General features: G+C 58.6%; 21 protein-coding genes and 1 pseudogene. 11 read left to right on the forward strand and 11 right to left on the reverse strand.

Going from position 1 to position 24,090, the window contains the following annotated elements; genetic code table 11:
• Window positions 1-382: 382 nt before the first annotated feature.
• Together FJ145_02285 and FJ145_02290 are read right to left on the reverse strand one after the other, a co-directional pair.
• Window positions 383-661 (reverse strand): annotated as a pseudogene (locus tag FJ145_02285) (dehydrogenase).
• Window positions 660-1,844: a lipopolysaccharide biosynthesis protein gene (locus FJ145_02290; GenBank protein MBM4260248.1), complete on the reverse strand. Its 1,185-nt coding sequence runs from the start codon at window positions 1,842-1,844 to the stop codon at window positions 660-662. The pseudogene FJ145_02285 and the gene FJ145_02290 overlap by 2 nt, the downstream one beginning before the upstream one ends.
• 1,401 nt (window positions 1,845-3,245) lie before the next feature.
• Here FJ145_02290 and FJ145_02295 point away from each other — a divergent pair.
• Window positions 3,246-3,920, forward strand: a complete 675-nt coding sequence (locus FJ145_02295; GenBank protein ID MBM4260249.1) for a Crp/Fnr family transcriptional regulator — start codon at window positions 3,246-3,248, stop codon at window positions 3,918-3,920.
• Between the two features lie 311 nt (window positions 3,921-4,231).
• Here the strand turns inward: FJ145_02295 and FJ145_02300 are convergent, their stop codons facing one another.
• The gene (locus FJ145_02300; protein ID MBM4260250.1) at window positions 4,232-6,526 is read right to left on the reverse strand and encodes a VWA domain-containing protein; all 2,295 of its coding nucleotides are present in this window, start codon (window positions 6,524-6,526) and stop codon (window positions 4,232-4,234) included.
• Window position 6,527: 1 nt separating this feature from the next.
• The gene (locus tag FJ145_02305; GenBank protein MBM4260251.1) at window positions 6,528-7,631 is read right to left on the reverse strand and encodes a hypothetical protein; all 1,104 of its coding nucleotides are present in this window, start codon (window positions 7,629-7,631) and stop codon (window positions 6,528-6,530) included.
• Between the two features lie 105 nt (window positions 7,632-7,736).
• Between FJ145_02305 and FJ145_02310 the strand changes: the two genes are divergently transcribed.
• Window positions 7,737-9,011 (forward strand): MFS transporter, encoded by a 1,275-nt coding sequence (locus FJ145_02310; GenBank protein ID MBM4260252.1) that lies wholly within the window; start codon window positions 7,737-7,739, stop codon window positions 9,009-9,011.
• Between the two features lie 183 nt (window positions 9,012-9,194).
• On the opposite strand, the gene rlmD is transcribed toward FJ145_02310, so the two are convergent.
• Window positions 9,195-10,394: a 23S rRNA (uracil(1939)-C(5))-methyltransferase RlmD gene (gene rlmD, locus FJ145_02315; GenBank protein ID MBM4260253.1), complete on the reverse strand. Its 1,200-nt coding sequence runs from the start codon at window positions 10,392-10,394 to the stop codon at window positions 9,195-9,197.
• Window positions 10,395-10,482: 88 nt separating this feature from the next.
• On the opposite strand from rlmD, the gene FJ145_02320 reads away from it, so the two are divergent.
• The 4 genes from FJ145_02320 (at window position 10,483) to moeB (ending at window position 14,405) form a co-directional block, all read left to right on the forward strand.
• The gene (locus FJ145_02320) at window positions 10,483-11,400 is read left to right on the forward strand and encodes an ABC transporter permease (protein MBM4260254.1); all 918 of its coding nucleotides are present in this window, start codon (window positions 10,483-10,485) and stop codon (window positions 11,398-11,400) included.
• Between the two features lie 32 nt (window positions 11,401-11,432).
• Window positions 11,433-12,233: an ABC transporter permease gene (locus FJ145_02325; protein MBM4260255.1), complete on the forward strand. Its 801-nt coding sequence runs from the start codon at window positions 11,433-11,435 to the stop codon at window positions 12,231-12,233.
• Window positions 12,234-12,619: 386 nt separating this feature from the next.
• A complete protein-coding gene (locus FJ145_02330; GenBank protein ID MBM4260256.1) occupies window positions 12,620-12,973 on the forward strand; it encodes a VOC family protein in 354 nt (117 codons plus the stop codon).
• Window positions 12,974-13,235: 262 nt separating this feature from the next.
• Entirely contained in the window at window positions 13,236-14,405 is a 1,170-nt protein-coding gene (gene moeB / locus FJ145_02335; protein MBM4260257.1) for a molybdopterin-synthase adenylyltransferase MoeB, read from the forward strand.
• 175 nt (window positions 14,406-14,580) lie between these two features.
• Here moeB and FJ145_02340 read toward each other — a convergent pair whose 3' ends face one another.
• From FJ145_02340 to FJ145_02360, 5 genes are read right to left on the reverse strand one after another with little or no spacing between them, the layout of a single operon-like run.
• The gene (locus tag FJ145_02340) at window positions 14,581-15,309 is read right to left on the reverse strand and encodes an rRNA pseudouridine synthase (protein MBM4260258.1); all 729 of its coding nucleotides are present in this window, start codon (window positions 15,307-15,309) and stop codon (window positions 14,581-14,583) included.
• 57 nt (window positions 15,310-15,366) lie between these two features.
• Entirely contained in the window at window positions 15,367-15,951 is a 585-nt protein-coding gene (gene scpB, locus FJ145_02345; protein MBM4260259.1) for an SMC-Scp complex subunit ScpB, read from the reverse strand.
• A complete protein-coding gene (locus tag FJ145_02350; GenBank protein ID MBM4260260.1) occupies window positions 15,941-16,717 on the reverse strand; it encodes a segregation/condensation protein A in 777 nt (258 codons plus the stop codon). Before FJ145_02350 ends, scpB begins: the two co-directional genes overlap by 11 nt.
• Window positions 16,714-17,691: a tryptophan--tRNA ligase gene (trpS, locus tag FJ145_02355; GenBank protein MBM4260261.1), complete on the reverse strand. Its 978-nt coding sequence runs from the start codon at window positions 17,689-17,691 to the stop codon at window positions 16,714-16,716. The genes FJ145_02350 and trpS overlap by 4 nt, the downstream gene beginning before the upstream one ends.
• 11 nt (window positions 17,692-17,702) lie before the next feature.
• Window positions 17,703-18,371: a site-2 protease family protein gene (locus tag FJ145_02360; protein ID MBM4260262.1), complete on the reverse strand. Its 669-nt coding sequence runs from the start codon at window positions 18,369-18,371 to the stop codon at window positions 17,703-17,705.
• Window positions 18,372-18,538: 167 nt separating this feature from the next.
• Between FJ145_02360 and FJ145_02365 the strand changes: the two genes are divergently transcribed.
• The 5 genes from FJ145_02365 (at window position 18,539) to FJ145_02385 (ending at window position 23,103) form a co-directional block, all read left to right on the forward strand.
• Window positions 18,539-19,708: an MFS transporter gene (locus tag FJ145_02365; protein ID MBM4260263.1), complete on the forward strand. Its 1,170-nt coding sequence runs from the start codon at window positions 18,539-18,541 to the stop codon at window positions 19,706-19,708.
• 14 nt (window positions 19,709-19,722) lie between these two features.
• Window positions 19,723-20,499, forward strand: coding sequence for a TatD family deoxyribonuclease (locus FJ145_02370; GenBank protein ID MBM4260264.1), 777 nt, complete (start codon window positions 19,723-19,725; stop codon window positions 20,497-20,499).
• 61 nt (window positions 20,500-20,560) lie between these two features.
• Window positions 20,561-21,424: a mechanosensitive ion channel family protein gene (locus FJ145_02375; GenBank protein ID MBM4260265.1), complete on the forward strand. Its 864-nt coding sequence runs from the start codon at window positions 20,561-20,563 to the stop codon at window positions 21,422-21,424.
• A gap of 84 nt (window positions 21,425-21,508) precedes the next feature.
• Window positions 21,509-22,705, forward strand: a complete 1,197-nt coding sequence (locus FJ145_02380) for an MFS transporter (GenBank protein ID MBM4260266.1) — start codon at window positions 21,509-21,511, stop codon at window positions 22,703-22,705.
• Window positions 22,702-23,103: a hypothetical protein gene (locus tag FJ145_02385; GenBank protein MBM4260267.1), complete on the forward strand. Its 402-nt coding sequence runs from the start codon at window positions 22,702-22,704 to the stop codon at window positions 23,101-23,103. Before FJ145_02380 ends, FJ145_02385 begins: the two co-directional genes overlap by 4 nt.
• Window positions 23,104-23,164: 61 nt before the next feature.
• Here FJ145_02385 and FJ145_02390 read toward each other — a convergent pair whose 3' ends face one another.
• Window positions 23,165-24,028, reverse strand: a complete 864-nt coding sequence (locus FJ145_02390; protein MBM4260268.1) for a DMT family transporter — start codon at window positions 24,026-24,028, stop codon at window positions 23,165-23,167.
• Window positions 24,029-24,090 lie beyond the last annotated feature (62 nt).

The following is a 24,090-nucleotide window of genomic DNA, read 5'->3' on the forward strand; positions in this document are numbered from 1 at the left end:
ACGAGGAAAACCCATGACACTGTGTCGATCGAAGTGGAACTCTGGAGGAGCGAAGGCATCAGCGCAGATCGTTCGGTTTGATTCGCCGATGCTTGGCATCTCTTCGACCTTTTCACTGCCATTCGCACAGCACGGCGACCGCCGGTCGCCCCTACAGGGCGGCATCGAAGCGGATATCTGTTGCCTTCGCTCCGGAAGAGTTTCACTTCGATCGCGTTGCAGCGATGAATAATCCGGGCTAGTGCACCGTCGGCTTTGCCGTGCTCGGGTCGCAGTCGCCTACGGCACCGTTGGGTTCGCCCGTCGCGACCGCAGGCCCACTGCGCGGCGGCGGCGCCGCTAAAACTTCGGCAACCTCGAACATGGTTCGCGTGGTCAGCGCCAACTCGGCAAAAGGAATCGGCGCCGGCTTGCCCTCGCGCAGCGCGGCGACAAAGGCCGCGACGCAGCCGTTTTGTCCTTTGTCTTGGCGCCAAAGATTCATCTTTTTGAAGCCGCGCCAACCAAAGCCGCTGAGCCGGCGAAAATTATCGAGCTGCAGGACGCGGCCGCCGCAAAAAACTTCCAGCCGCTCTTTGGCGATGGCGCGGTGGCCGTTGGCGAGGTAGTGCACGGTGCCCACCGAGCCATCGGCAAAGCCCAGGGTAAACGTCACCTTATCATCGCCGGGAAAACTGGTTTGCCCCGTTCCCAACGCCAGTGCCTGCACCGAGCACAAGCAGACAGAGCGCGCCACCGACCAACCACCAAAGCGCTGCCCATTTCAATTGTTTAACGAGCAATAAGCCGGTGTTGGCCAAGTGCAAGACGCCATAGAAGAACACTCCGCCGGCAACGTAGGGCACGCAGGCGGCGGCGCCATGGAAACGTTCGTTGGCCATCCAGCGCACCAGATCGCCGCCGGCGGCCGCCACCGCAAGCCAGATGATCGCCATCGCTGCGATCAAGCGAGTCATCAGCAGACCCAGGGTGTTTTGTGCGCGCCGCGGGTCCTGTTCAAACTCGCGCGCGGCTTCCGGCAGCCATACCGCGGTGACGGCGTTGTTAATCATCATGCCGACGATGCCAACGCTGTAGCCGATCGAATAGATGCCCACCGCCGTGTCACCATGGAAGTGCTGCAGGAACCAACGATCGGAAGAGGACAACAACCAGTAAAGCGGCGCTGTGACAACCCCGGCGAGGCCAATCTTGATCAGCCCAAGCCCTGCGCCGCTTGATAACCCGGAGGGTCGAACGAAACTGCCGAACGTCGGGACGCCGAGGAAAACGACTGAGAGCGCGTAACCCAGCACCAAGGGGATCACCAGCGCCAGCGCATCCTGGCGCCAAAACGCGGCGATGGCCATACTCGCCGCCACGACCGCGAAACCGCTGCCGACAATGCTCAGTGACATGGCAAAATATCGACCGGCCAGACGGGCGCGCGTTTGCGCCATTGTCTGTGCCACGGAAAAACCGATGCCCAGCGCCACCAAGATGGTCAAAGTCAAATCGCGCTCGGCGGCATCGCTGCTCAGAAACCACCAGGCGAGTGCGCCGACGATTGCCGCGGCGAGCGCCGCCAGCAATGACAAGCGCCAGCAATAGGCTTCGACGGCTGCGCCGCTGGGCGGCTGCGCGCTGTGATAGGCACGCGCGTAGGACATGTCGATGCCGGCCAGCGCAAACACGGACATGAGCGAAATCACCGTGCCGGCCAAGCTCGCCGCGCCGTAGGCCTGCGGACTCAAGAGCCGGGTCAGAATCGGCATGGTCACGACACCGAAAACCCGCACCAAGCCATTGCTCAACGTCAGTTGAAAGGCTCCGGAAACAAGTTTGCGCGCCAGTGACAGACTCATCGCGCACCGGCTGGATTCAACTTATGAAAGACTTCGAATTGTGCTTGATAGGCTTCCGCCATTGCTGCACCTAGTGTGAGCCCTCTGGCAATCAAGGCCTGACTAAAAACACGATCGGGGTATCGCTCGGAGCGCGCCACTCCCCGCGATGACAGTGGCGCGCGAAACTAACTTGTTGAAAAACGAAAATGATTGGCGCCGGCGGCGCTAGCCATAGTGCTTTGGTTCCCTCCCGGAACGTTGCGATTTCGTCAATGCCCATGGGCAGCGAAAAAATCCCTTGGCCGCGTCCTGCGGTGTTAGCGCGCTCGACAGTGGCACGAGGTCTGAGTCGAAGCTGTCGGTGAGGTCACCCGGAGCCGAAGGGGAAACGAAAAATGAGAGGAAAAATTTGCCCGCGGCGTGCCCCAGCGGGCACGCCAAAGTGCAACCAAATTGGATGGAAAAGTGGCTGTCAGGATCATAAGTTGCCGTACAAGTTGCGCCACTGGGCTGAGACCCTGAACCAAACGGTTCATGGATCGCTGCCTCTGCCGAAAGGCGAAAACTGCTTGGGGGATGTGGGCAGTGGACGAAGGCCGGAAAAAACTACCCAATCCGTTCGGCCGTCACAAACCAAAAGGCCAACGACAGACTCCAATAAAGGCTCTCTTCATCCCCGTTGCAGTTATGTGCCTTTATTTGCTTGTCGGATCACTTTCATCATACTCAACGGGGCAATGTCAAGCGCGTCAATTCGTCGTCTTTTGACTCGATATGGGCAGTCAAATTGGACCCCAAATGGTGATTTTCGCTTGACTTTGCGCCGCCAGCTTCCACCGCGCCAATTTACATTTTCGCGAACCCGGGTGCCGCCAGAGTAGCCGAGCACCGGCGCCACAAATGAAACCAATGACCGACGGCAAGCATCAAAGATTTACGCGGCCGGTTGGAGGTCGCGGTCAACGTCTGCGTAGCAGCCAATGATCGATGTCCATCGAAGCCGATATCGACTCCGACACGCATCAAGCTGCTAATGGCCAATGGACCTAGAGCATTCGCCCATCTGAACGCCCGCCACCCAGCGGTAAGGAAGTAAAAAAATGTTCTACCGAGTCGGTAACCTGACAGACAAGAGTCCGCCAAGTCTGCCAGAAGCGATTTGCTCGCCTTTGATTTCATGCCACGATTTCTCGTCTCTCGCTGCGCTTGCGCTATTTGCATCTCCTCGATCTAACTCTGGTGAGATCGCGTTCGGCCGAGAAGAAATACGCAGCGGCGGGATGCGATGGAGGGGTTATCTTGGGCGCGGCTCGATCGCGGCAATGCCACCGTCGCGCGGCGCACATCTCAAGGTCGACTGTGAAAGTGCCCAAGCGAGCTTGCCAAGGTGTCGACAAATGATTAGGCTGAAAGAACTCGATGCTTAACGTTACCGGAAAAATGCTTCAGCAAACCGCTGGGCTAGCGGCGTTCTCCTTACCCAAACTAGATGCTCTGGCGGCGCGGCTCACCGTGCGCAACTATGAACGGCACGAGATCATCTTCGAGCAGGATCGCAAGGCCGAATCAGTCTACGTGCTCATCTCCGGCGTGGTGCAGATTGCCTATCTTCACAATGACTGCGAAACCGTTGTCGCTTTGGTGCCGGGCGGCGAGCTGTTTGGCCTCGACGCCATCGCCAATGCGGCCCACCCATTTCGCGCAACGGCATTCGAACACTGTGTCGCGGCGGCCATCAAAGCGAAGACCCTCGTCGAGTGTCTCCTGGGAACGCCCTACGAGTCCTATTTGAACTGGCACCGCAGCACGGTGCTCCCCTGGCGCCATATGCAAGTGCATTGCATTAAAGGCATCAGCTTGGACCTGCGCAAGCGTTTGGCCATGGAGCTGGGACACCTGGCGGACCGCTTCGGCAAACCCCACGAACAGGGCGTGCGCATCGACCTCAGGATCAGCCACGAAGTGCTGGCGGCGATCGTCGGCGCCTCGCGCCAACAAGTCACGGAGTACTTAAACCAGTTCGACCGCGACAAGATCATTGCCCGCGAAGGGCGCCGCATCATCGTCAACCGCGACAAACTCAAACAGGTCTAGCGCCTCCGTTGTACAGCGGTTTTCATTCACTCAGGTGAAAGAAGCGCACAAGGTCAGGCGATCTGCGTTTCGGCCCAATAGATTTGTAACTTCGGAAAACGCTCGTGGACACCGCCGCGGCGCGCGCTCTTGCCACTTCGCCGCCACCCGATCCGTCCAACGATCGGGCGGCAAATCTAAATGCGAATCGCCTGAAATAATCTTATAGGAACGGGCCATCGTATCTGCAAAACTCTGCCTTGAAATCTCGCGTCTAGCGTCTGGCGTCTAGGGTTTGGCGTTTTCGAACAACGCTAGACGCCAAACGCTCCTTACATCGTCAGCTTTCTATAGAGCTGCGGTAGCCTTAGTGGCAGCATCGCCACTTCAGCCAGCACTTCATAGCCAAAGTCGTCCATCATGGCGCGCATGTAGTCGTTGCCCTCTTTGTCGACGGTCAGGCAAAACGGCGTAATTCCCTCGCGGCGCGCTTCTGTAAACGCCATGCGCGTGTCTTGAATGGCATAGCCTTTTTCCGAGCTCTCCTGCGAATAGCCGCGGTCCTGCGGCCGCCCGTCGCTCAGTAAAAACAAAAAGCGCGAGCGCGTCTGTTGGGCGCGCAGCTTGGCCACCGTATGGCGAATCGCCGGCCCCATGCGCGTGGCGTGCAGCGGACCGACACGGCCAGTGCGCTTGGCGACGTCTTGCGAGAACTCTTCGTCGAAATCTTTGATGACATAGTACTCGACGTTGTCGCGGCCGTGGCCAGAAAAACCGTAGACACCGTAACGGTCGCCGAGCGCTTCGAGCGCATCGATCATCAAGACGATGGCCTCTTTCTCGACGTCGATGATGCGCCGGTGCGAGCGCTCGACTCGGCCGCCCTGCTGCATCGGCTCGATGGTGGTGCTGATCGCCTCGCCGGTGGAGCCGCTCATGTCGAGCAGAAACGCGACGGCGACGTCGCGCTCGGTTTTGTGATGACGCCAAAAAATCTTCTCCGACGGCGTCACGCCGATGCGCAGATCGGTCATCGCCTCAATGGCCGCGTCGAGATCGTGATCGTTGCCATCCGGCAGGCGCTTTTCTTTCAAGTACATCTCCGGCGCCACCAACTCGAACTCACGGCGAATCTGCTGCAATAGACCGGCGTTGGCCAAGAGCGTGTCGCGATAAAACTTCAAATCGGCGATGCCCATGGTCTTTTCGTAGACCTTGCACCAGCTCGAGCGATAGGCGGCGCGAAACACATCCCACTCATCGTAGATAAACGTATTCGGCTGGGTCGCCGACAGCGGCCCGGCGTCATCGTCGTTTTGAAACCATGGCCGCTTCTCGATCGACTGCATGCGCGGATCGCGCCGCTCCAGCTCACGCATGAGATTCTGCACCATCTGCGCGGTCTGCGGGTCCTGATCGTCGTCGTTGCTATCTTGGTTGCGGTTCTGCGGCCGGTTTTGATTCTTCAGCAAGTCCGAAAGCTCCTCCGGCGTCAGCGCCTTGCGCTGCTCACGCGCGTTGGACTGCGGCTTGGTTAGCAACTGCGCCAGCTCCGGTTTGAACTCACCGCGGTAATCGACCCCCTGCGGCGCCAGATAATCTTGATTGCGGCCGACGGGCTGGGCTTGGCTGGCGAAATGGCGGATCAAGAGTTGCTCGGCCTTGGCCGGTCCCCTTGCCGACTTGCCCCCTCGATACAGCCCTTCGGGCTTACTCGGGAAAACGGATAAACTCGCTTCCGTGACCCCGAGTAGTTCCGAAGGAACGTATCGAGGGGCCATCTTGCTCGTTAGCTCGATGGCGACGAACTGATCGGCTTCGAGAAACTCGTTATGGACCTGCGCAAGAGAATGATACAGCCGCAGAGTCGCCTCGGCGCTGTCTTCAATCGTCGCCCCTTGCGCAATTGCGCAATTGAGCAACTGCGCAATCTCGCTGGCAGTGCCCACGTGCTTTGTTGGAACCTTGATCGCGCCCACATGGCCAAGGCTAAATCGAATCGCCATCTCGATGAGCGACTCGCGCGCTGGCAGTAGAGTCAGCTCTTGCCGCAGCGCCAGCGTGCGCTGGCGCAAAATTCCATAAATCGGCGCGATACCACGATAGGCGCGCATCACCACGGCTTCGATGCGCGAGCTCTCGACCACTGAGAAAATATCCAATGCGAGCCTTTTGTTCGGAAACAAATCGAAGAAGCGGCTCAATTCCGGCAAACTGCTGTCGTCGTCATGCTCGTGATCGTGAGTGTGATGATGACCGTGATCGTCGACATGTTCATGCTTGACGGCCTTCGCCAGTTTGGGTCGCAGGTCGTCGAAGTGCTTCGAGGGACGCTTGAATTCAAAATCAAAGCTGCCGAACTCAAGATGACCTGCCTGCTGGGTCAACATCACTTTGAGAAATTCGAAATTTTCCGCGCTGCCGTCGAAGCGCTCAACAATGGAAGGCAGAAAGATCGCCGTGCCGTCGCTGGTCGCAATATCAGTGCGCGTCCAGCCGATGTTTTTCTCGACCAGCTGGGCGAGATCCTGCAGCTCGATGTTGCGCTCGGAGAGCGCATGGCAGTACATGCGCAACATCTCGCGCAGCGGCGCGAGCTCGATGGCGTTGGATTCGGCTTCCGGCATCTTACGCGGCTGCTTTCATGCCGAACAAGCGCATGGCGTTGCCGCCGAGGATTTTCTCTTTGTCGGCGTCGGAAATGCCCCGCATCGCTTTGATCGGCGCGATGGTGTGAGGCCAGGTGGAAATCGCGTCACCGTGATCGAAGTCGCTGCCGATGATGATGTTATGATCGGGCCACATCTCGACCAGTTTCGGCAAGTACTCTTCCCAGGCGATCGCCGCGATGTAAAGCTGATCGAAGTAGGCGCTCGGTGCTTTCTTGAGCTTATCGCGCTTGCGAAAGAAATCGTTGAGCGAAGTTGTCCCCGGCGATTCCGATAGCGTGTGATGATTCAATGTCGTCATCAGCCAGGGCACCCAACCGACGCCACCCTCGAAGAACGAAACGCGCAGGTCCGGAAAGCGATCGAGCACGCCGCTCATGATCAGGCGCGCGGCGCTGACCATGTAGGTCAACGGAAAGCCCAAAGCGGTGGCGAGCATCTTAAAGCCGTCGTAGCGCTCGCTGCCGACAAGCCATGGATGGCAGTCCTGCGCCTCGAAAACCCGCGTGCCCGGGTGAACTAGAATCGGCACGTCGAGCTTGCAGACTTCTTCGTAGAACGGCCAGAGAATCTCGGCGTCGAGGTCACAGTTGTCGTGGCCGCCCATGAGCTTGACGCCTTTGAAGCCCAAATCTTTCACGGCGCGGCGCAGCTCGCGAATCGACTCGTCGACGTCGGGCAGATAAACCCAGGCGATGCCGATGAAGCGCTCGCGCCCGGCGATGTCTTCGGCAACGGTGTCGTTGTAGGCGCGCGCCATGGCGACGCCGAGATCGCGCTCGACTTCGTAAATCAGCGGCCGATTGTCGGCGATGACGACCTGATAATCGAAGCCTTCGCGCACCATGACATCGTGATGCATGTCGAGGTTCCAGCGGGTTTCGCTGAAGGAGTGAATTTTCGTGCCGGCGCGAAAATAAGTCGCCGCGTCCCCCGGAAATTTCTCGCCGTAGCGAATCATTTCGCCGGCGCCTTTGTGAAATTCCAAATGGCCGCGGCCGGAATGCTTTACCTTCTCGATAAATCGCACCGGCCAATAGTGGGTATCGCCGTCAATGTACATCGCGCTTCTCTTCGGAGACAATTTTTTCGATTCTATGACTGGAGCCAAAAGAGATCAATCGTTTGACGCGGGCGGCCGTGACCGTTAGATTGGCGAGATTGGAAAATCCTCAGCGAGCCGCGCGTGTCTGACACAAGTAACACTACCGATCCGCACCAGCCGCAAGTCACTATTCGCCCATGGTCGTCGTTGCTGATCCGTGACTATCGTTTGATCTTCACCGGCATCCTATGCGGCAACACTGGCAATCACATGCGCAATGTGGCGACGCTTTACCATGTCTATCAACTTTCCGGTTCGTCGGTGCAGCTGGGCTTCACCGGTTTTTTCCAAGCTGCGCCGTTTATTTTCTTCGGCTTGTTCGGCGGTGTGTTGGCCGACACGCTCAATCGCAAGAAACTCATCGCCATCACGCATAGCTTGAATATTGTCCCTGGCCTCCTGCTCGGGATCTTGACCGTCAGTGGTCATATTCAAGTATGGCATATCAACGTTTTGATGGTGCTGGCCGGCGCCCTGCAAGTGCTCGGCGGCCCAGCACGCCAGGCGATCATTCCGAGCTTGATCCCACAATCGCACCTGCTCAACGCAGTCACGATGACGACGCTAATGATGCAGGGCAGCCAGCTCACAGCCCCGGTGATCGCCGGCTCATTGATCGATTTCTTCGGCGTCGCGACTTCTTATTTCGTCGACGCCGCCTTGCAGATTCCGACGGTGCTGTGTGCCTTGGCGATCCGCGCTTCAGGTATCCCCCAGGGAGAAAAGCGCAAGATTGGCTGGCATAGCCTGGTCGAAGGCGTCGAGTTCCTCTGGCACACGCGGATCATCCTGTCACTCTTTCTGCTCGACTTCTTCGCTGTCCTGTTTGGCTTCTACCGGCCGATCCTGCCGATTTTTGCCGAAGAGATTTACCACGTCGGCGCGCGCGGTCTCGGCATCCTCTACGCCGCCCCGGCCATCGGCGCGCTGATCGGCTCGGGCATTTTGCTCGCCTTCGGCGACATCAAGCGCAAAGGCGCGCTTGCCGTAGTTGTCACCCTGCTATTCGCATTGAGCCTGGGGCTACTGGGAGTGTCTCACTGGTTCTGGATGGGTCTGTTATCGGTGGGGTTGTTGGGTTTCAGCGACGCCATTAGCGTCGCCATGCGCCGCACCGTGGTCCAGCTCCTGTCGCCCGACGACATGCGCGGCCGCGCGACGAGTTTTCTCACCGTATTTGCCCAAACCACCAACGCCACCGGCGCAGTCATCGCCGGCGCTGGCGCGGCACTCTTAGGCGCACAGAACGCGGCCCTAGTCGGCTGTGTCCTCTGCGCCCTCACGGTCTTTGGCACTTGCTGGGCGATTCCCCAATTGTGGAAGTATCGGTCGGATTGAAACCAGTTTCGAGTTGCGGGTTTCGGGTTACGCGTTGCCGAGCTTCAACCCGAAACGCGGGACTCAAAACCGGCAACGGCTTTACTTCCCAACAATTTCTTCGTAGGTGGGCGTTGGCATGCCCGTTTTCCAAGTTGGGTCGCAAAGCTCGAGCATATTGCCGCTCGGGACAATTGAAGTGCCTTAGTCTCTCCCGAGCCGCACGACAGTCTCCACTTGGCCAGTTTGCGGAAACATATCGAACGGTTGGATTTCCTGAACCAAATAGCCAGCCTGAATCAGCCGATCGAGATCGCGTGCCAGCGTTGCCGGGTTGCACGAAACATAGATCACCTTCCGCGCCGCCACATCCAACAGCGCTTCCATCGCAGCCGGCTGCACGCCTTTGCGCGGTGGATTGAGCACCAGGCAATCGATCTTGCCCAACTGGGCTTTTGCCATACGCGCGGTTTCAGCCACGTCGCCGGCGAAGAAACGGCAGTTGCCGATGCCGTTGCGCCGCGCGTTTTGTTTCGCAGCGTCGATCGCAACCGCGCTGTCGTCGACGCCCCATAGGATTTTGGCGCCGCGGGCCAGCATCAATGACATCGGCCCGACGCCACAATAGAGATCGAGCACCGTTTCTTGGCCGGTCAATGACGCTAGTGCTGCGACCATTTGATAAAGCTTTTGCGCCGTCGCCGGATTGGCTTGCGAGAACACCCCCGCGGGGAAAACCAATTTCAGGCCGACAACTTCTTCCAGCAAGGTGTTGCGCCCAGCCAGCGGCCGGTATTGATCGCCCCAAATCACGTTGCCGCGCGATTCGTTGATATTTTGCACTACGCCCGTGACAAAAGAAAATTTACGCTGCAGGGCACGCGCCAATTTCTCACCTTGCGGCAAAGCCGGATGGCGCGTCACCAGGGTCACGCTGACTTCGCGTTGGGCGTGGCTATAGCGCAAATCGAGATAGCGCAGGTCGCCGCTGTCATCGCGCTCGTCGTAGGGCGCGATGGCAAACTCGGCGAGCTTCGCTTTGAGGTATTGAACAACCTGGTTGACCTCGAACGGATGCACCGGACAGGAAGAGATATCGATGACGTGATGGCTCTGCGGCGCGTAGAGTCCGATTGCGATATCACCGCGATGGCGTCGCACGACCAGCTTCACCCGTCCGCGGTAGCCCAAGCGGCGCGGCGACGCCACGACTTCGCGAATTTCCCAACCGGCCAATCGCGGAAATGTGGCAAACGCCTCGCGCACCAATGCCAGTTTACGTTTGAGCTGTTCGGGGTACGGCACATCGATAAGCGGGCAGCCGACACAATGCGGAAAATGTCGGCAAGCAATGGCTGCGCGCGCGCCGATCAATCTTGCGGCTCGATGTTGGTTCTCTCGCACCGGACCAAACTACCGTGGCGCCACACACGAAGCAAAGCGAGGGCGGCTCTTTGCTCTTTGCTCCACTGCTAAGCTACACTTCGCAGCGATGCTGCGCTTTTTGTTTAAACGTTTGTTCCACGGCGCCATCGTGCTGTGGATCGTCGCGACGTTGACGTTTCTGCTGCTGCGCCTGGCGCCCGGCGGCCCTTTTGACCGCGAGCGTAAGCTGCCGCCCGAGGTGCTCGCCAACATTGAAGCCAAATATCACCTCGATAAGCCCCTACTCACGCAATACCTGCGCTATCTCTCAGCGATCGCCCAGGGCGACTTGGGGCCCTCGTACAAATATCTCGACCGCGGCGTCGGCGCGGTGATCGCCGACACCCTGCCCACATCTGCGCTGCTGGGCTTATTGGCGCTGCTGTTCGCTCTCGCGGTAGCGCTACCCAGCGGACTGCTGGCTGCCTATTTTCGCGGCTCGTGGATCGACCGCGCCTGCATGTTCGTCGCATCACTTGGGATCTCTATGCCGCATTTCGTTTTGGGGGCAGTCTTGATCTGGGTCATCGCCCTCCAGCTCAATTGGCTGCAAGCCGGCCGCTGGGATTTGTGGGAGAGCGTGCTCCTGCCGATGATCACGCTCGGCGCCGCGCCCGCCGCCTATCTCGCCGCGCTCCTGCGCTCAACACTGCTGGAAACCTTCGGCGAAGATTTCGTTCGCACCGCGCGCGCCAAAGGACTCAAAGAATCGATTGTTGTTCTGCGCCACGCCCTGCGCCTTTCACTCATACCCGTCCTCACCGTGATGGGACCGCTGACGGCGGCGCTGCTCACCGGTTCGTTTGTGGTGGAATACGTTTTCGCGATCCCCGGCATGGGGAGATTTTTCATCACCGCTGTCACCGATCGCGACTATCCATTGATCATGGGTGTGACGCTGGTCTACACGGTGTTGCTGGTGTGCGCCAATCTGCTGATCGATTTACTCTACGGCGTCGTCGACCCACGCATCCGAGCCAATTGATCATGACCGGCGTGAAACAGCATAGCCTGCTCATGCACTGGAGCCTGGGCTTCGTCGTCGCCATCGCCCTCGCCGCCACGTTGGCACCGTGGCTGTCGCCCTATTCGGCCAGTGGTCTCGAAGCGAAGCGCATCCTGACACCGCCCAGCCACGAACACTGGATGGGCACCGACGGTTTGGGCCGCGACCTTTTGACGCGCGTGCTCTACGGTGCGCGGGTTTCGCTCACCGTTGGCGTCGGCACCGCAATCATCGCACTGGTGCTGGGCACGGTTTACGGATTGATCGCCGGCTTCAAGGGCGGCGGCACGGATAATTTTATGATGCGTATCGTCGATATTTTCTACGGCCTGCCGGACATGCTGATTTTTATTTTGCTGTCGCTCGTCTTCGGCCGCAACATCGCCGGCCTCTTAGTCGCGCTGGGGCTGGTCTCCTGGGTCCGCTTTGCGCGCATCGCCCGCGGTCAAGTGCTGCAGGCCAAGGAATATCTCTTTGTCGAAGGCGCCCGCGCCATCGGCGCGTCGCGTGGCCGGGTCATCTGGCGCCACATTCTGCCCAACATTCTCGGCCCGATCATCGTGACGCTGACCTACAGCATCCCCTCGGCAATTCTCGCCGAATCGACACTCAGCTTCATCGGCATCGGCATCAACGACCCTTACAGCCCTTGGGGCACGAGCTGGGGGACACTGGCGCAGGACGGCTACCGCGCCATGCGCACCTATCCCCATGTAATTTTCTTTCCCGCGACGGCGATCTTTCTCACCATTCTCGCTTTTAACACCTTGGGCAACGCGCTGCGCGATCGCCTCGATCCGCGGCGCACATGACGCTCGGCAGAGACAAAGCAGTAGACATCTCCAACGCTAGGCTGTGAACCAAGTTGACATTCCGATGCTCCGACAGCCGCACAATCGGCAAATTGTCCGATCAGACTAAGATAAATCAACTTTATAATTGCCGGCATGGCGCTTGCTCTACATAGATCGAGAGCGAACCGCGGAAGGAGCAGCCATGAGCAAAAGATTTTCAGCCCTAACGGAGATCCTGCCGATCATTATTTACCTGCTGGCATGTATCGCCTGTTCAACTTATTTGCTGTTCTAGTTTGCGACTACTTCGTGCGCCGATCGTCTGCGCCATCCGCCCCTTGACCGCCCGCGCGCTTTCCCGCTAAGTTCTCCTTCCTTATCAAGTCGAACAAGGAGAATTTTTCATGGCGTACCGCCTCGATCACATTGCGATCAACTGCAAAGACCTGCAGCAGTCGATTCAATTCAACGAAAAATTTATGAACGGCACTCCGACGCCCATCCGCAAAGGCGGCGGCGGCGAATTCTGCTTTATGAACATCACCGGCGCGCCGTCGGTGCAGCTGATCGCATCCAACGACGCGGCCGGCATCAACCATTATGGCTTTGTCACCGACAACATCGACGGCACGGCGGCGGAGCTAAAATCAAAGGGCGCCGAGATCATTCGTGAAATCCGCGATCAAGACGGTAAGCTGACCACGATTTTCGTGAAGGATTGTAACGGTCTCAGCATGGAAGTGCGCATCCCACGCTGAACAAGATGCGAAGATTCACCACAGAGAGCACCGAGGGCACAGAGTTCGGAAAGAGAATAACCACGAAAAGTACGAAACACGCGAAAGGTGATTCAACCGGAGCCTCCATTTTCGTGTGCTTCGTGGTTGCTTCTTAGCTGAGTTACGGTCTCTGTGTGCTCCGCGCCTCCGTGGTGAGTCCCGATCGGATTGACTTTCACCCGACCGCGACTTAATTTGCACCTACAAGGTCAACAAAGTCAGGAATGCTGCAGGAGGAACTATGGCCAAATCGTTTCAAGAATTAATGGCCGATGCGCGCAAAGATGTTCCGGAGATGACGCCGCAACAAGTCAATGAACTTTTAACAAAGAATGGCAAGAACCATGTAATCCTTGATGTTCGCGAAAGCGACGAGTGGCGCCAGGGACATCTTGAAGGCGCCGTGCCGCTGCCCCGTGGCTTTCTCGAAATCAAAGTCGAGAGCACCGTTCCCGACAAGCATACGCCGGTCATCGCCTACTGCGCCGGCGGCGTGCGCTCATTGCTGGCGGCCAAGGCCATGAAAGAAATGGGCTACAAAGACGTCACGTCCATGAGCGGCGGCTACAACGGCTGGAAAAACGGCGGCTTCAAATGGGTGCAAGATTTCCAGTACACGCCCGAACAGCTGATCCGCTACAGCCGTCACTTCCTCTTGCCCGAGGTCGGCGAAGAAGGTCAAGCGAAATTGCTGCAAGCCAAAGTGTTGATGGTCGGCGCCGGCGGCTTGGGCTCACCGTCGGCTTACTATCTCGCCGCCGCCGGTGTCGGCACGTTGGGCATCATCGACAACGACGTCGTCGACATCTCTAACTTGCAGCGGCAGATTCTCCACGCCAACGACCGCGTCGGCATGCCCAAGGTTGAGTCGGCCCAGAAAACTTTGCAGGGGCTCAACCCCGATATCAAAGTGATTCCTTATCAGGCCAAGCTAACCTCGGAAAATATCTTGGATATTCTCAAAGACTACGACATGGTGGTCGACGGCTGCGATAATTTTCCGACGCGCTATTTGGTCAACGACGCCTGCGTGCTCACCGGCAAACCGAATGTCCACGGCAGCATTTTTCAATTCGAAGGTCAGGCAACTGTTTTCTACCCGGGCAAAGGCCCATGCTACCGCTGCTTGTACCCGGAGCCACCGCCGGCGGAGATGGCGCCGAGCTGCGCCGAAGCCGGCGTGCTCGGCGTGCTGCCCGGCTTGATCGGCACGATTGAAGCGTTGGAAGCGATCAAGCTGATCCTCGGTAAAGGCGACAGCATGATCGGCCGCCTGCTCTGCTTCAACACGTTGACCATGGAGATCAACACTTTGAAATTGCGCCGCGACCCCGCCTGCCCAATGTGCGGCGACAACCCGACGATCAAAGAGTTGATCGATTACGAGGAATTTTGCAGCTTACGGCACTAGAAGATTAGAAGACTCACCACAGAGGCGCGGAGCACACGGAGACGGGAACTTAAGAAGCAACCACGAAACACACGAAAATCACGAAATGTCGCATCACCTTTTCGTGCTTTTCGTGGCTATTCTTCTGCCGAACTTCGTTTCCTTTGTGCCTCCGCGGTGGATCATCCAAACCGATTCATAGCCCCACCGCTCGTTTGAGCGACGCCACTTCGACTCTCGACAACGGCCGGATATCCCCCGGCGCGAGTTTGCCTAGCGTCACCGTGCCCATGCGCATGCGGATCAATTTCTCAACGAAGTAACCCAACGCCTCGAACATGCGGCGCACTTCGCGTTTGCGCCCTTCGTGAATTTCGATTTCCACCCAGGCGTTTTTTTTGAGCCTTTCGAGCACGCGCACGCGCGCGGGCGCGGTCATGCCATCTTCGAGGCGAAGGCCTTTGCGCAGTCGGCCCAGCTCTTCTTCGCTGGGACAAGCGCTGAGCTTCACATGATAGAGTTTTTTCACGCCAAAGCGCGGATGCATCAGCCGCTGCGCCAACTCACCGTCATTGGTCAGCAGCAATAGGCCCGCCGTGTTGTAGTCTAACCGGCCCACCGCAAAGACCCGCTGTTTCTCACCGAGCTCACGCAAGAACGGCGTGAGATCGGGACGCTTTTCCGGATCGTTTAGCGTTGTGATAATTCCCGGCGGTTTGTGAAAAGCGTAGTAGAGCGGCGCGGCGGGCGGGCGAATACGCTTGCCGTCGACCTTGATGCTGTCCTGCGCCGGATCAGCCTGGGTGCCGAGCTTGCGGACCACCGCTCCATTGACCATGACGCGCCCTTCGGCAATCCAACGCTCGGCTTCACGGCGTGATGCAAGCCCGGCATGGGCGAGAATCTTTTGTAAGCGCTCCATGATTGGAATGCGTTTCGAGGTTCGGGTTGCGCGTTTCGGGTTTCGCGCAGAGGACCTGTACTATTCTTCCGCTTCGGCCTGTTCCAGCGCGACCTGTTCGCTCTCGCCCGGTAGCTCTGGCAGCCTGATCTCGTCGGCTTCTTTGAGCGTCGGCAGTTGGCCCAGATCTTTTAGATTGAACAGTTGTAGGAAGTCATCGGTGGTGCCAAAGAGAAACGGTCGTCCCGGAACATCCTTGCGCGCCACGGCGCGAATCAGGTTGCGCTCCAACAATGTGTTGACCACCCCGTCGGCATCGACGCCGCGGATCGCTTCGATTTCGGCTTTGGTGATCGGCTGGCGATAGGCGATGATCGCCAGGGTTTCGAGAGTCGCCCGGCTCATGCGCGCTGGGCGGCCGCCGAGATATTTTTTGACAAAATCGGCGTTGACTTTCGCCGTGCGCAGCTGAAAACCGCCCGCCACCTCCACCAGCCGCACGCCGCGCTTGCTGTTTTCGTAGTCGCCTTGCAGCTCCCTCAACGCGCCGCTCACTTCGTCTTTGCCTGCCGCGTTGACGATCTCGACAAAGCGCTGCAGCGGTACTGGCCCGTCGGCGACAAACAGCAAGCTCTCCAAGACTGATTTTAAATCTTCACGTTCCATGCTGCTCTTCCTCAGCTTCGTCTAACGTCACCTGCTCCGCCGCCTGGTCCATGCCCACCGCTGCTTCGATCATAATCGGCCCCGACAGCTCTTCCTGGACAATGCGAATGGCGCGCACCTTCACCAGCTCAAGCATCGCGAGAAAAGTCACGACAACGTCCATGCGCGTCTTGGCGTCGTCGAACAACGACTCAAAGTAGACCTGCGCCTGCGCCCTTAGTCGATCGAGCAGCAACGTCATCTTCTGCCGCACCGTGATCTTGTCGAGAATGACTTCATGGACAACGTCCTTGGGCAAGCGCTCGATCACCCGTTGGATCGCTGCCAGCAACTCGAGCACCGAGATTTCGCGAAAACCGGCCGGCGTCGGCGTTTCCGTCGGCGCGGCGTTGCGCGCGAAGACGTCGCGGGTCAGTACTTCGCGCTGCTCCAATTGCTCGGCGGCGTCCTTGAATCGTTGATACTCGAGTAAGCGTTTTACCAGCTCGTCGCGCGGGTCGGCACCCTCGTCTTCGTCCTCGTCCGGCGCCGTCTCGCCGGCGGGTAGGAGCATGCGCGATTTGATATGAATCAAGGTCGCCGCCATGACCAGAAACTCACCGGCCACGTCGAGATTCAACGTCTGCATCAACTCCAGGGTTGCCAGATACTGCTCGGTGATCGTCGCGATGGGAATGTCGGTGATGTTCACCTCATTTTTCTTGATGAGGTGGAGCAAGAGGTCGAGGGGACCTTCGAAGATTTCGAGTTGGACGTTGGTGCTCACAGTCCCAAGGTCTCACGCACTTCGATCATGGTTTCGTTGGCTACTCTCTGCGCCCGTTGGTTGCCGTCGGCGAGAATCGCCTCGACTTCCTGGGGTTTGTTTTCCAGTTGCGCGCGCTTCTCGCGCACCGGCGCGAGCTCTTCGATGACATGCTTGATCATCACTTTCTTGCAGTCAAAGCAGCCGATGCCGGCGGTGCGGCAGCCTTGGGAGACTTCGGCGATTTCCTCCGGCGTGCAGTAAATCTTGTGCAACTGAAACGCCGGGCATTTCTCCGGCTCGCCGGGATCGGTGCGCCGCACGCGCGCCGGGTCGGTGGTCATCTTGCTGATCTTCTGATCGATGTCCTTCGGCGAGTCGGAGAGGAAAACCGCGTTGCCGTAGCTCTTGCTCATCTTGCGGCCGTCGAGGCCCGGCACTTTCTGCGACTCGGTCAGCAACACATCCGGCTCGGGAAAAATCGGCTTATAAATTTGGTTGAAGCGGCGCACGATCTCGCGCGTCAGTTCCACATGGGGCGCCTGGTCGACACCCACCGGAACTTTGTTGGCTTTGTAAATAGTGATATCCGCCGCCTGCAGCACCGGATAGCCCAAAAAGCCATAGGTCGACAGATCCTTGCCGACGATTTCTTTGATCTGCTCTTTGTAGGTAGGATTTCTTTCCAACCAGGGCACCGGCACGATCATCGAATAGAGCAAATGCAGCTCGGCATGCTCGCGGACGCGCGATTGGCGAAAAATCACCGAGCGCTCCGGATCGAGGCCGACGCTCAGCCAATCCATCACCATCTCGACCGTGCTTTGGTTGATGCCCTGGGGCGACGCGTAGTCCGTCGTCAACGCGTGCCAGTCCGCCACGAAGAAATAACATTGAAACTGTTCTTGCAGCTTGATCCAGTTGGTTAGCGCGCCGTGAAAATGACCGAGATGCAATCGGCCCGTCGGGCGCATGCCGCTAACGATCGTGTTCATATCTTTCCAGTCTACAACAGTCCGAGATAAAGCTTGATCAGAAAATGAGTCGGCGGATCGATCACGTTATCGAGGGTGCGCGTGAACAACAAAGCAAAGAGAATCAAGAAGCCAAACGGCTCGACCCGCGCCAGCAACGCCGAAGCGCGGTCGGGCAATAAACCGACCAGCACGCGGCCGCCGTCGAGCGGCGGCATCGGAAAAGCGTTAAACACCGCCAGCGCAACATTGATCAGCACGCCGTTCTTGGCCATCACGGCGATGGGCATGAAGAAGTTGGCCAGCGCCGACCCTGACGATCCGCCCACCCCAGCCAGCAGAGGCAGCGCCGCTTTGAGAAAAAGAATACAACCCAACGCTAAGATCAAATTCATCATCGGCCCGGCCAACGCCACCCACATCATGTCGCGCTTGGGATTGCGCAAATTGTAAACGTTCACCGGCACCGGCTTGGCGTATCCAAACAAGAACGGCGCATTGGAAAGGATCAGCATCAGCGGAATCAGAATCGTGCCGAAAAGGTCAACGTGGGCGATCGGATTGAGCGTCAGGCGCCCGAGCCGCGCCGCCGTCGGATCGCCAAGCCGATTGGCCACCCAACCATGCGCGATCTCATGCAGCACCACGGCCAACAACACCGGCAGCGCCCAGACTGCAATCTGTCGAATCGTTTCTTCCATGAATTCTCTATTTTGGCAACGTTTTATAGAGATACGGTATGGCCTGGGAAAACTCAAGGCAGCCAGCGAGCAACCAGGTTGCGCTTATGAGGCTCGGAGTTGGGCGGATCACAGACACGCGCGTTGACTTCCCGTGCCGCCTGCCGCAATGATGAAAACTCAACGAATTGCATTCCGTGAGCTCCTCTGAAGACCAGCCAGTCAAACCATGGCTCAAAGATTTTCTGCTCACCTGGGCGAGCCGCTTCGGCGTGTTTCTCGCGCACCATGTCACGCGGCCGCTGATCCCGCTGTACTTGATCACCTTCGGCGCCTCGTCCACGGTGATCGGCGCGGTGATGGCGGTGTTCACGATCACCGCGACGGTGAGCCGCATCCCCATCGGCCTGTTGATCGATAAGATCGGTCGCAAGCCATTTCTGCTCTGGGGCATCGCGCTGTTCTGCGCCGGCAAGCTGGGTTACATCTGGGCGCCGTCGATCGCGCTTATGCTGCCGTTTCGCGTGCTCCACGGCCTCGGTTGGTCCGGCGCCACCACCGCGGTGTCGACAATCTCCGCGGACATCGTGCCGCAGGCGCGCCGCGGCGAGCTGATGGGCTACGCCGGCATGGCGAGCAGCCTCGCCTCCGCGCTCGGTCCGGTGCTGGGCTTCGCCATCTATCATTCGTTCGGTTATCCGGGCGTGTTTCTCGGCGCCGCCTCGCTCCTCGTCTTGAGTTTTGTCTTCGCCGTGCCGGTGGCCGAACCGCAGCGTCCGCAAGCCACCGTCAAAAAATCCGCCCGCTGGATCGACAACCTGATCGTCAAGGAATCCCTCGACCCGGCCATCGGCGTGGCCTTTCTCTCTTTTGGCCATGGCGCCATTCTCACCTTTCTGCCAATTCACGCTCTGAAAATTGGCATGGGCAACCCCGGCATCTGGTTCGCCGCCTATGCCGCGTGCATTCTCGCCAGCCGCCCCATCGCCGGCCCGATCTCGGACAAAATCAGCCGGCGCGCCGTCATCATCCCTGGGCTGATCTTGAATCTGCTTGGCATCGTGCTGTTGGCATTCTCCACCTCTCCGACGCTGCTCGTCGTCGCTGCCATCATCGGCGGCTTCGGCACCGGCGCTGCCCAGCCCGCACTGATGACCTTGTCGGTGGATCAAAGCAGCGCCGCCCAACGCGGCCAGTCACTCGCTCAGTTTCAGTTCTTCTACGATCTCGGCATCGGTATTGGCTCGCTCGCCATGGGCGCGCTGCTGGATTGGGTCGATCAAAGTTTTCTAATTATGTATCTCACCACCGCCGCCGTCGCGCTGCTCGGCCTGTGGATCAATTGGCGAACGAAATAGCGGGAGGTAAGACAATGCTGATCGACGCCCATGTTCACTTGGACAAATACGGCGACCAACTCGACGCCGCTCTTCGCGAAATCGACCAACGGCGCATTTTCACCGTCGCCACGGCGATGGACATCCCATCGTATGTCGAATTGCAGCGCATCGGCGCCATGTCCGATTTAGTTCTACCGACCTTCGGCATCCATCCGCGCCGCGCCGCAGAGTATGCCGACCGATTGCCTGAACTCGCCCGCCATATCGAATCGAGCCCCGCCATCGGTGAGATCGGCCTGGACTTTCACTGGGTGCGCGACACTGCGACCTATCCGGCGCAGAAAAAGGTGTTGGAATATTTCATCGCCGCCGCCGGCGCGCAAAACAAGTTCGTCAACCTGCACACCAAAGCGGGCGAAAAAGAAATCTTAGATCTGCTGGAAAAGTATGAGGTCAAACGCGCCATCATCCACTGGTACTCCGGCCCACTGGACGTGCTGCGCGCGATGATCGCCTACGGCTGCTATTTTACCATCGGTGTCGAAGTGCTGTTTTCCGATTACATCAAGACCATTGCCAAGGCTGTGCCCGATCATCTGCTGCTAACGGAAACCGACAACCCCGGTGCATTACGCTGGCTCAATAAAAACGACGAAGTCGGCATGCCAAGCGCGATTCAAAGCGTCATCGACGAGTTAGCCATACTGCGGCAATCGACGCCCTTGCGAATCGAACAGCTCGTGCAAAGCAATTTTGCCCGGCTTATTAGCAGCGACCCGTGGTTGCGCGGCATCAAGCTGGATTTGTAAGACAGGTGGCGCGCTTTTCGCTCTGGGCCATGGCAAGATCGAGGCAACTCGGAGGCCTCTTATGGTAGGACAATCCACCGATCACTTGGCCACCAAGCTGGTCGAGCTTGGCGTCAACGTGATGCTCGCTTGCGTGCGCATCTTAGTGATCCTCGCCATTGCTTATGTGGCGATGAGATGCTTGCGCTTCGGCCTCACCCAACTAGAGACGCTGCTCATCCGCGCGGCCCAGGCGACCGACAGAGATCCTAACTCAGCCGCCAAGCGCATACGCACGCTCACCAGCGTGCTCTGGACCGTTGCGGTCGGGCTCATCTGGTTTGTCGCCGTGCTGATTTCACTCGGCCAGTTGGGCATCGATCTCGGTCCAATCCTGGCAGGCGCCGGCATCGTTGGTTTGGCCGTCGGTTTTGGCGCCCAGCATTTGGTGCGCGATTTGGTCAGCGGTTTTTTCTTGATTCTGGAAAATCATATTCGGGTCGGCGATACGGTGACTATCAATGGCACGAGCGGTGTCGTCGAAGCGATCTCGTTTCGCACCGTCACCTTGCGCGACCTGGCGGGGGTCCTGCATGTTTTCCCCAACGGCGCCATCAATACGCTGGCGAACCAGTCAAAGGGTTGGTCCGCCTACGTCATCGACGTGACGGTGAGCTACAAGGAAAACAGCGACCGCGTTGTCGACATCATGCGCGCAACGGCGGAAGAACTGCGTGCCGAGCCAAATTTCGCGGCGCTCATGATCGAGCCCATTGAGATCTTCGGCATCGATGCTTTCACCGACGCCGGCGTCGTCATCAAGGCACGCTTCAAGACTCAATCTTCACAACAACACACCGTCGGCCGGGAGTATCGCGCCCGCTTGAAGCGGGCCTTCGAAGCGGCCGGCATCGACTTCGCTCCGGTCCGCGCGGTTGCCCGTTAGCTTTGCCCTTCCCATTTTTCACCAAGCGTGTACATTGGACCGAATCGTTTATGAAGTTTTCTTCGATGGAGAAATCCGCGCGCCTTGACTGATTCGTCCCACTCTTTCACCCGAGCCGAGCTCGGACCGGTCATCGTCGTCAGTCTTATTTCCGCGCTGCGGCTGCTGGGAATTTTTCTCATGCTGCCAATCTTCAGTGCCTATGCGGTGCGCTATCCTGGCGCCAACCCGGCCTTGGCCGGCGTCGCGTTCGGCATTTACGCCTTGATCCAATGTGTTTTCCAAGTCCCGCTCGGCTGGGCGAGCGACCGTTGGGGACGCAAACCCGTGCTGATCGTTGGTTTGGCGTTGTTCAGCTTGGGCAGCGTCGCCTGCGGCTTGGCGACCAGCATCTACGGCTTGATCATCGGCCGCGCCTTGCAAGGCAGCGGTGCCATCGGCGCGGTCGCCATGGCCGCTTTGGCGGATGTCACGCGGCCGCAAGTGTTGGCCCAAGCCTTCACCATCACCGGCATCGCCATCGGCGCGGCCTTTATGCTGGGCCTGTTGACCGGCCCCGTTCTCGCCGCCCATCTTGGCCTTAACGGACTCTTTTACATCCTCGCCGGGGTCGGCATTCTCTCGCTGATTCTGGCGGCGACGTCGTTTCCGCGCGTGCAACGCAACCCCCATCGGGAACAAGCGATGGCGCTGCGGCCGATTCTCGGCGACCCGCGCCTGCGGCCAATTTTCATCGCGGCCTTCGTCCTGTCGTTTACGCTGAATCTTTTTTTCTTCACCTATCCTTTGAGCTGGACGCAGCTCGGCATGGAGAAAGTCGACCTATGGAAGGTTTACTTGGTCATCTTTCTGCCGAGCGTACTGCTGGTCTTCCCCTACATGCGGCGCGCGGAGAAGTCGGGGCACTTCCAAAAGCCGATCCGCGTCGGCTGGCTCACCGCTCTGCTCGGCTACGCGCTCTATCTGTTTGGCGCCCAATACGATTTTTTGCTCTACGCCGGCGGCATGGCGTTCTTCTTCGGCTACAGCGTCTACCAGCCCATGCTGCCGACCTTTCTCACCCGTCGCATCCCGCCCGGCGGGCGCGGCACCGCCACCGGCGTCTACAATCTGTTTGGCTTTGTCGGCTCGTCGCTCGGCGGCATGCTCGGCGGCGCGCTGATTTCAGTCTCGCCTGCGCTGCCAGAACTTTGTGGCGTGGCACTCTTGCTGCTGTGGTTTTTTCTCGGATTGCCATCGACCACCGAAAGCCCTGACACGGAAAGGAAGGTGGCGTCATGAACGTGCCTTTCACAGCGCGTGGCATCGCAATGCGCTTGACCCTCGTAGTCGCATTGACGCTGGCTGCGTGCGGCGGCGGCAGCTACGAAGAGACGGTGGCAGGCACCAAACTTCCCGTGCCCAACGGTATGAAGCGCTCCGGCGACAAACCGGTGGAGATTGCCCTGTTCGGCTTTGGCGCCGGCCAGGCGTCGTTTAGCGGCACCATGGAGCCAGACAAGCTTGTCGAATTTTACAAGAAAGAATTACCGGCCCGCGGTTGGCAGGAAAGCATGAACCTGCGCAGCGGCGCTGCCATGCTCGCCTACAGCAAAGAGGGCAAACGGGTGCTGATCGCGATCAGCAAAGAGCAGGACCAAACCTGGTTGAATCTCACCGTCGGCGGCGTGGGCAAATAAGCCGCCGTCAAGACCACGACGGTGGCTATTTCGCGACAGCACAAGCGACTGTCTAGCGCCGCTACTTTCCCAGCGAGACGGCGAAAATTCCCGCCACTACCAGTGCCGCGCCAAGCAACTTGCGTGGCGTCACAGTCTCGATCTGGCGCGCCATAAAGGGCGTCAGGATGGAGACAAACACCGTGTAGCTATTCACCAGCGGCGCGACGATGGAAACTCGCTCCATGCTAAAGGCGAGATACATGAACAAGAACGAACCTCCCGTGGAAACGCCGGACCAGACAAACCAACGCGCCACCTTGGCAGGCGGCCACGCGAATTTTTCTCCCTGTAGGTAGCGGGTAAAAAGAAAAATTTCGATGGTCGAGGTCACGGCCGCGATCGCCGCCGCGAGAATCGGCTGGCCGCTGCCGCCGCCCAATCCCCAACGAACCGCGATGTCTTTCATCGAAAACAGCAGCGCGCATGCAAAGGGAAACAGCAGCTCGATCTTGGAGTAGGAGGTCTTCTCTCCGCCCCATGACACCGTCACCAAACCGCCCACCGTCAGTAGCACACCCAACAACACCAACGGGGATGGCCGTTCGGCGAGCAAAATAATCGCGAGGACGGTGGAGAACATCGGCGTCGTATTGACGATGGTCGAGGTGACGGAACTTCCCAAAGTACGAATGCCACGGAAACTCAAAACGCGGGTGACACCGGGGACAAACAAGCCAACGGCCACGTAGATAAGATTGTCGCGAACAAACAAACGCGTCTCGCCCTCGAACAAGAAATGGCCGGTCAAGAGGAACAACGCATTGAAAGCGATGGTAATCCAGGCACCCCACGGCGCCGCGCCAACATGATAGCCGCGCTGCGCCAGCAAGCTGGCAATGCCGAAGCAGATAGAAGTTAGCAGGCCAAAGAAGATCGGCAGCATAATGTAACTGAGCTGTTAAGAATCGGCATTGGGGAAACCACGAAACCCACGAAAATCACGAA

The organism is Deltaproteobacteria bacterium (assembly GCA_016874755.1).
Lineage (GTDB): Bacteria > Desulfobacterota > Binatia > UBA9968 > UBA9968 > DP-20.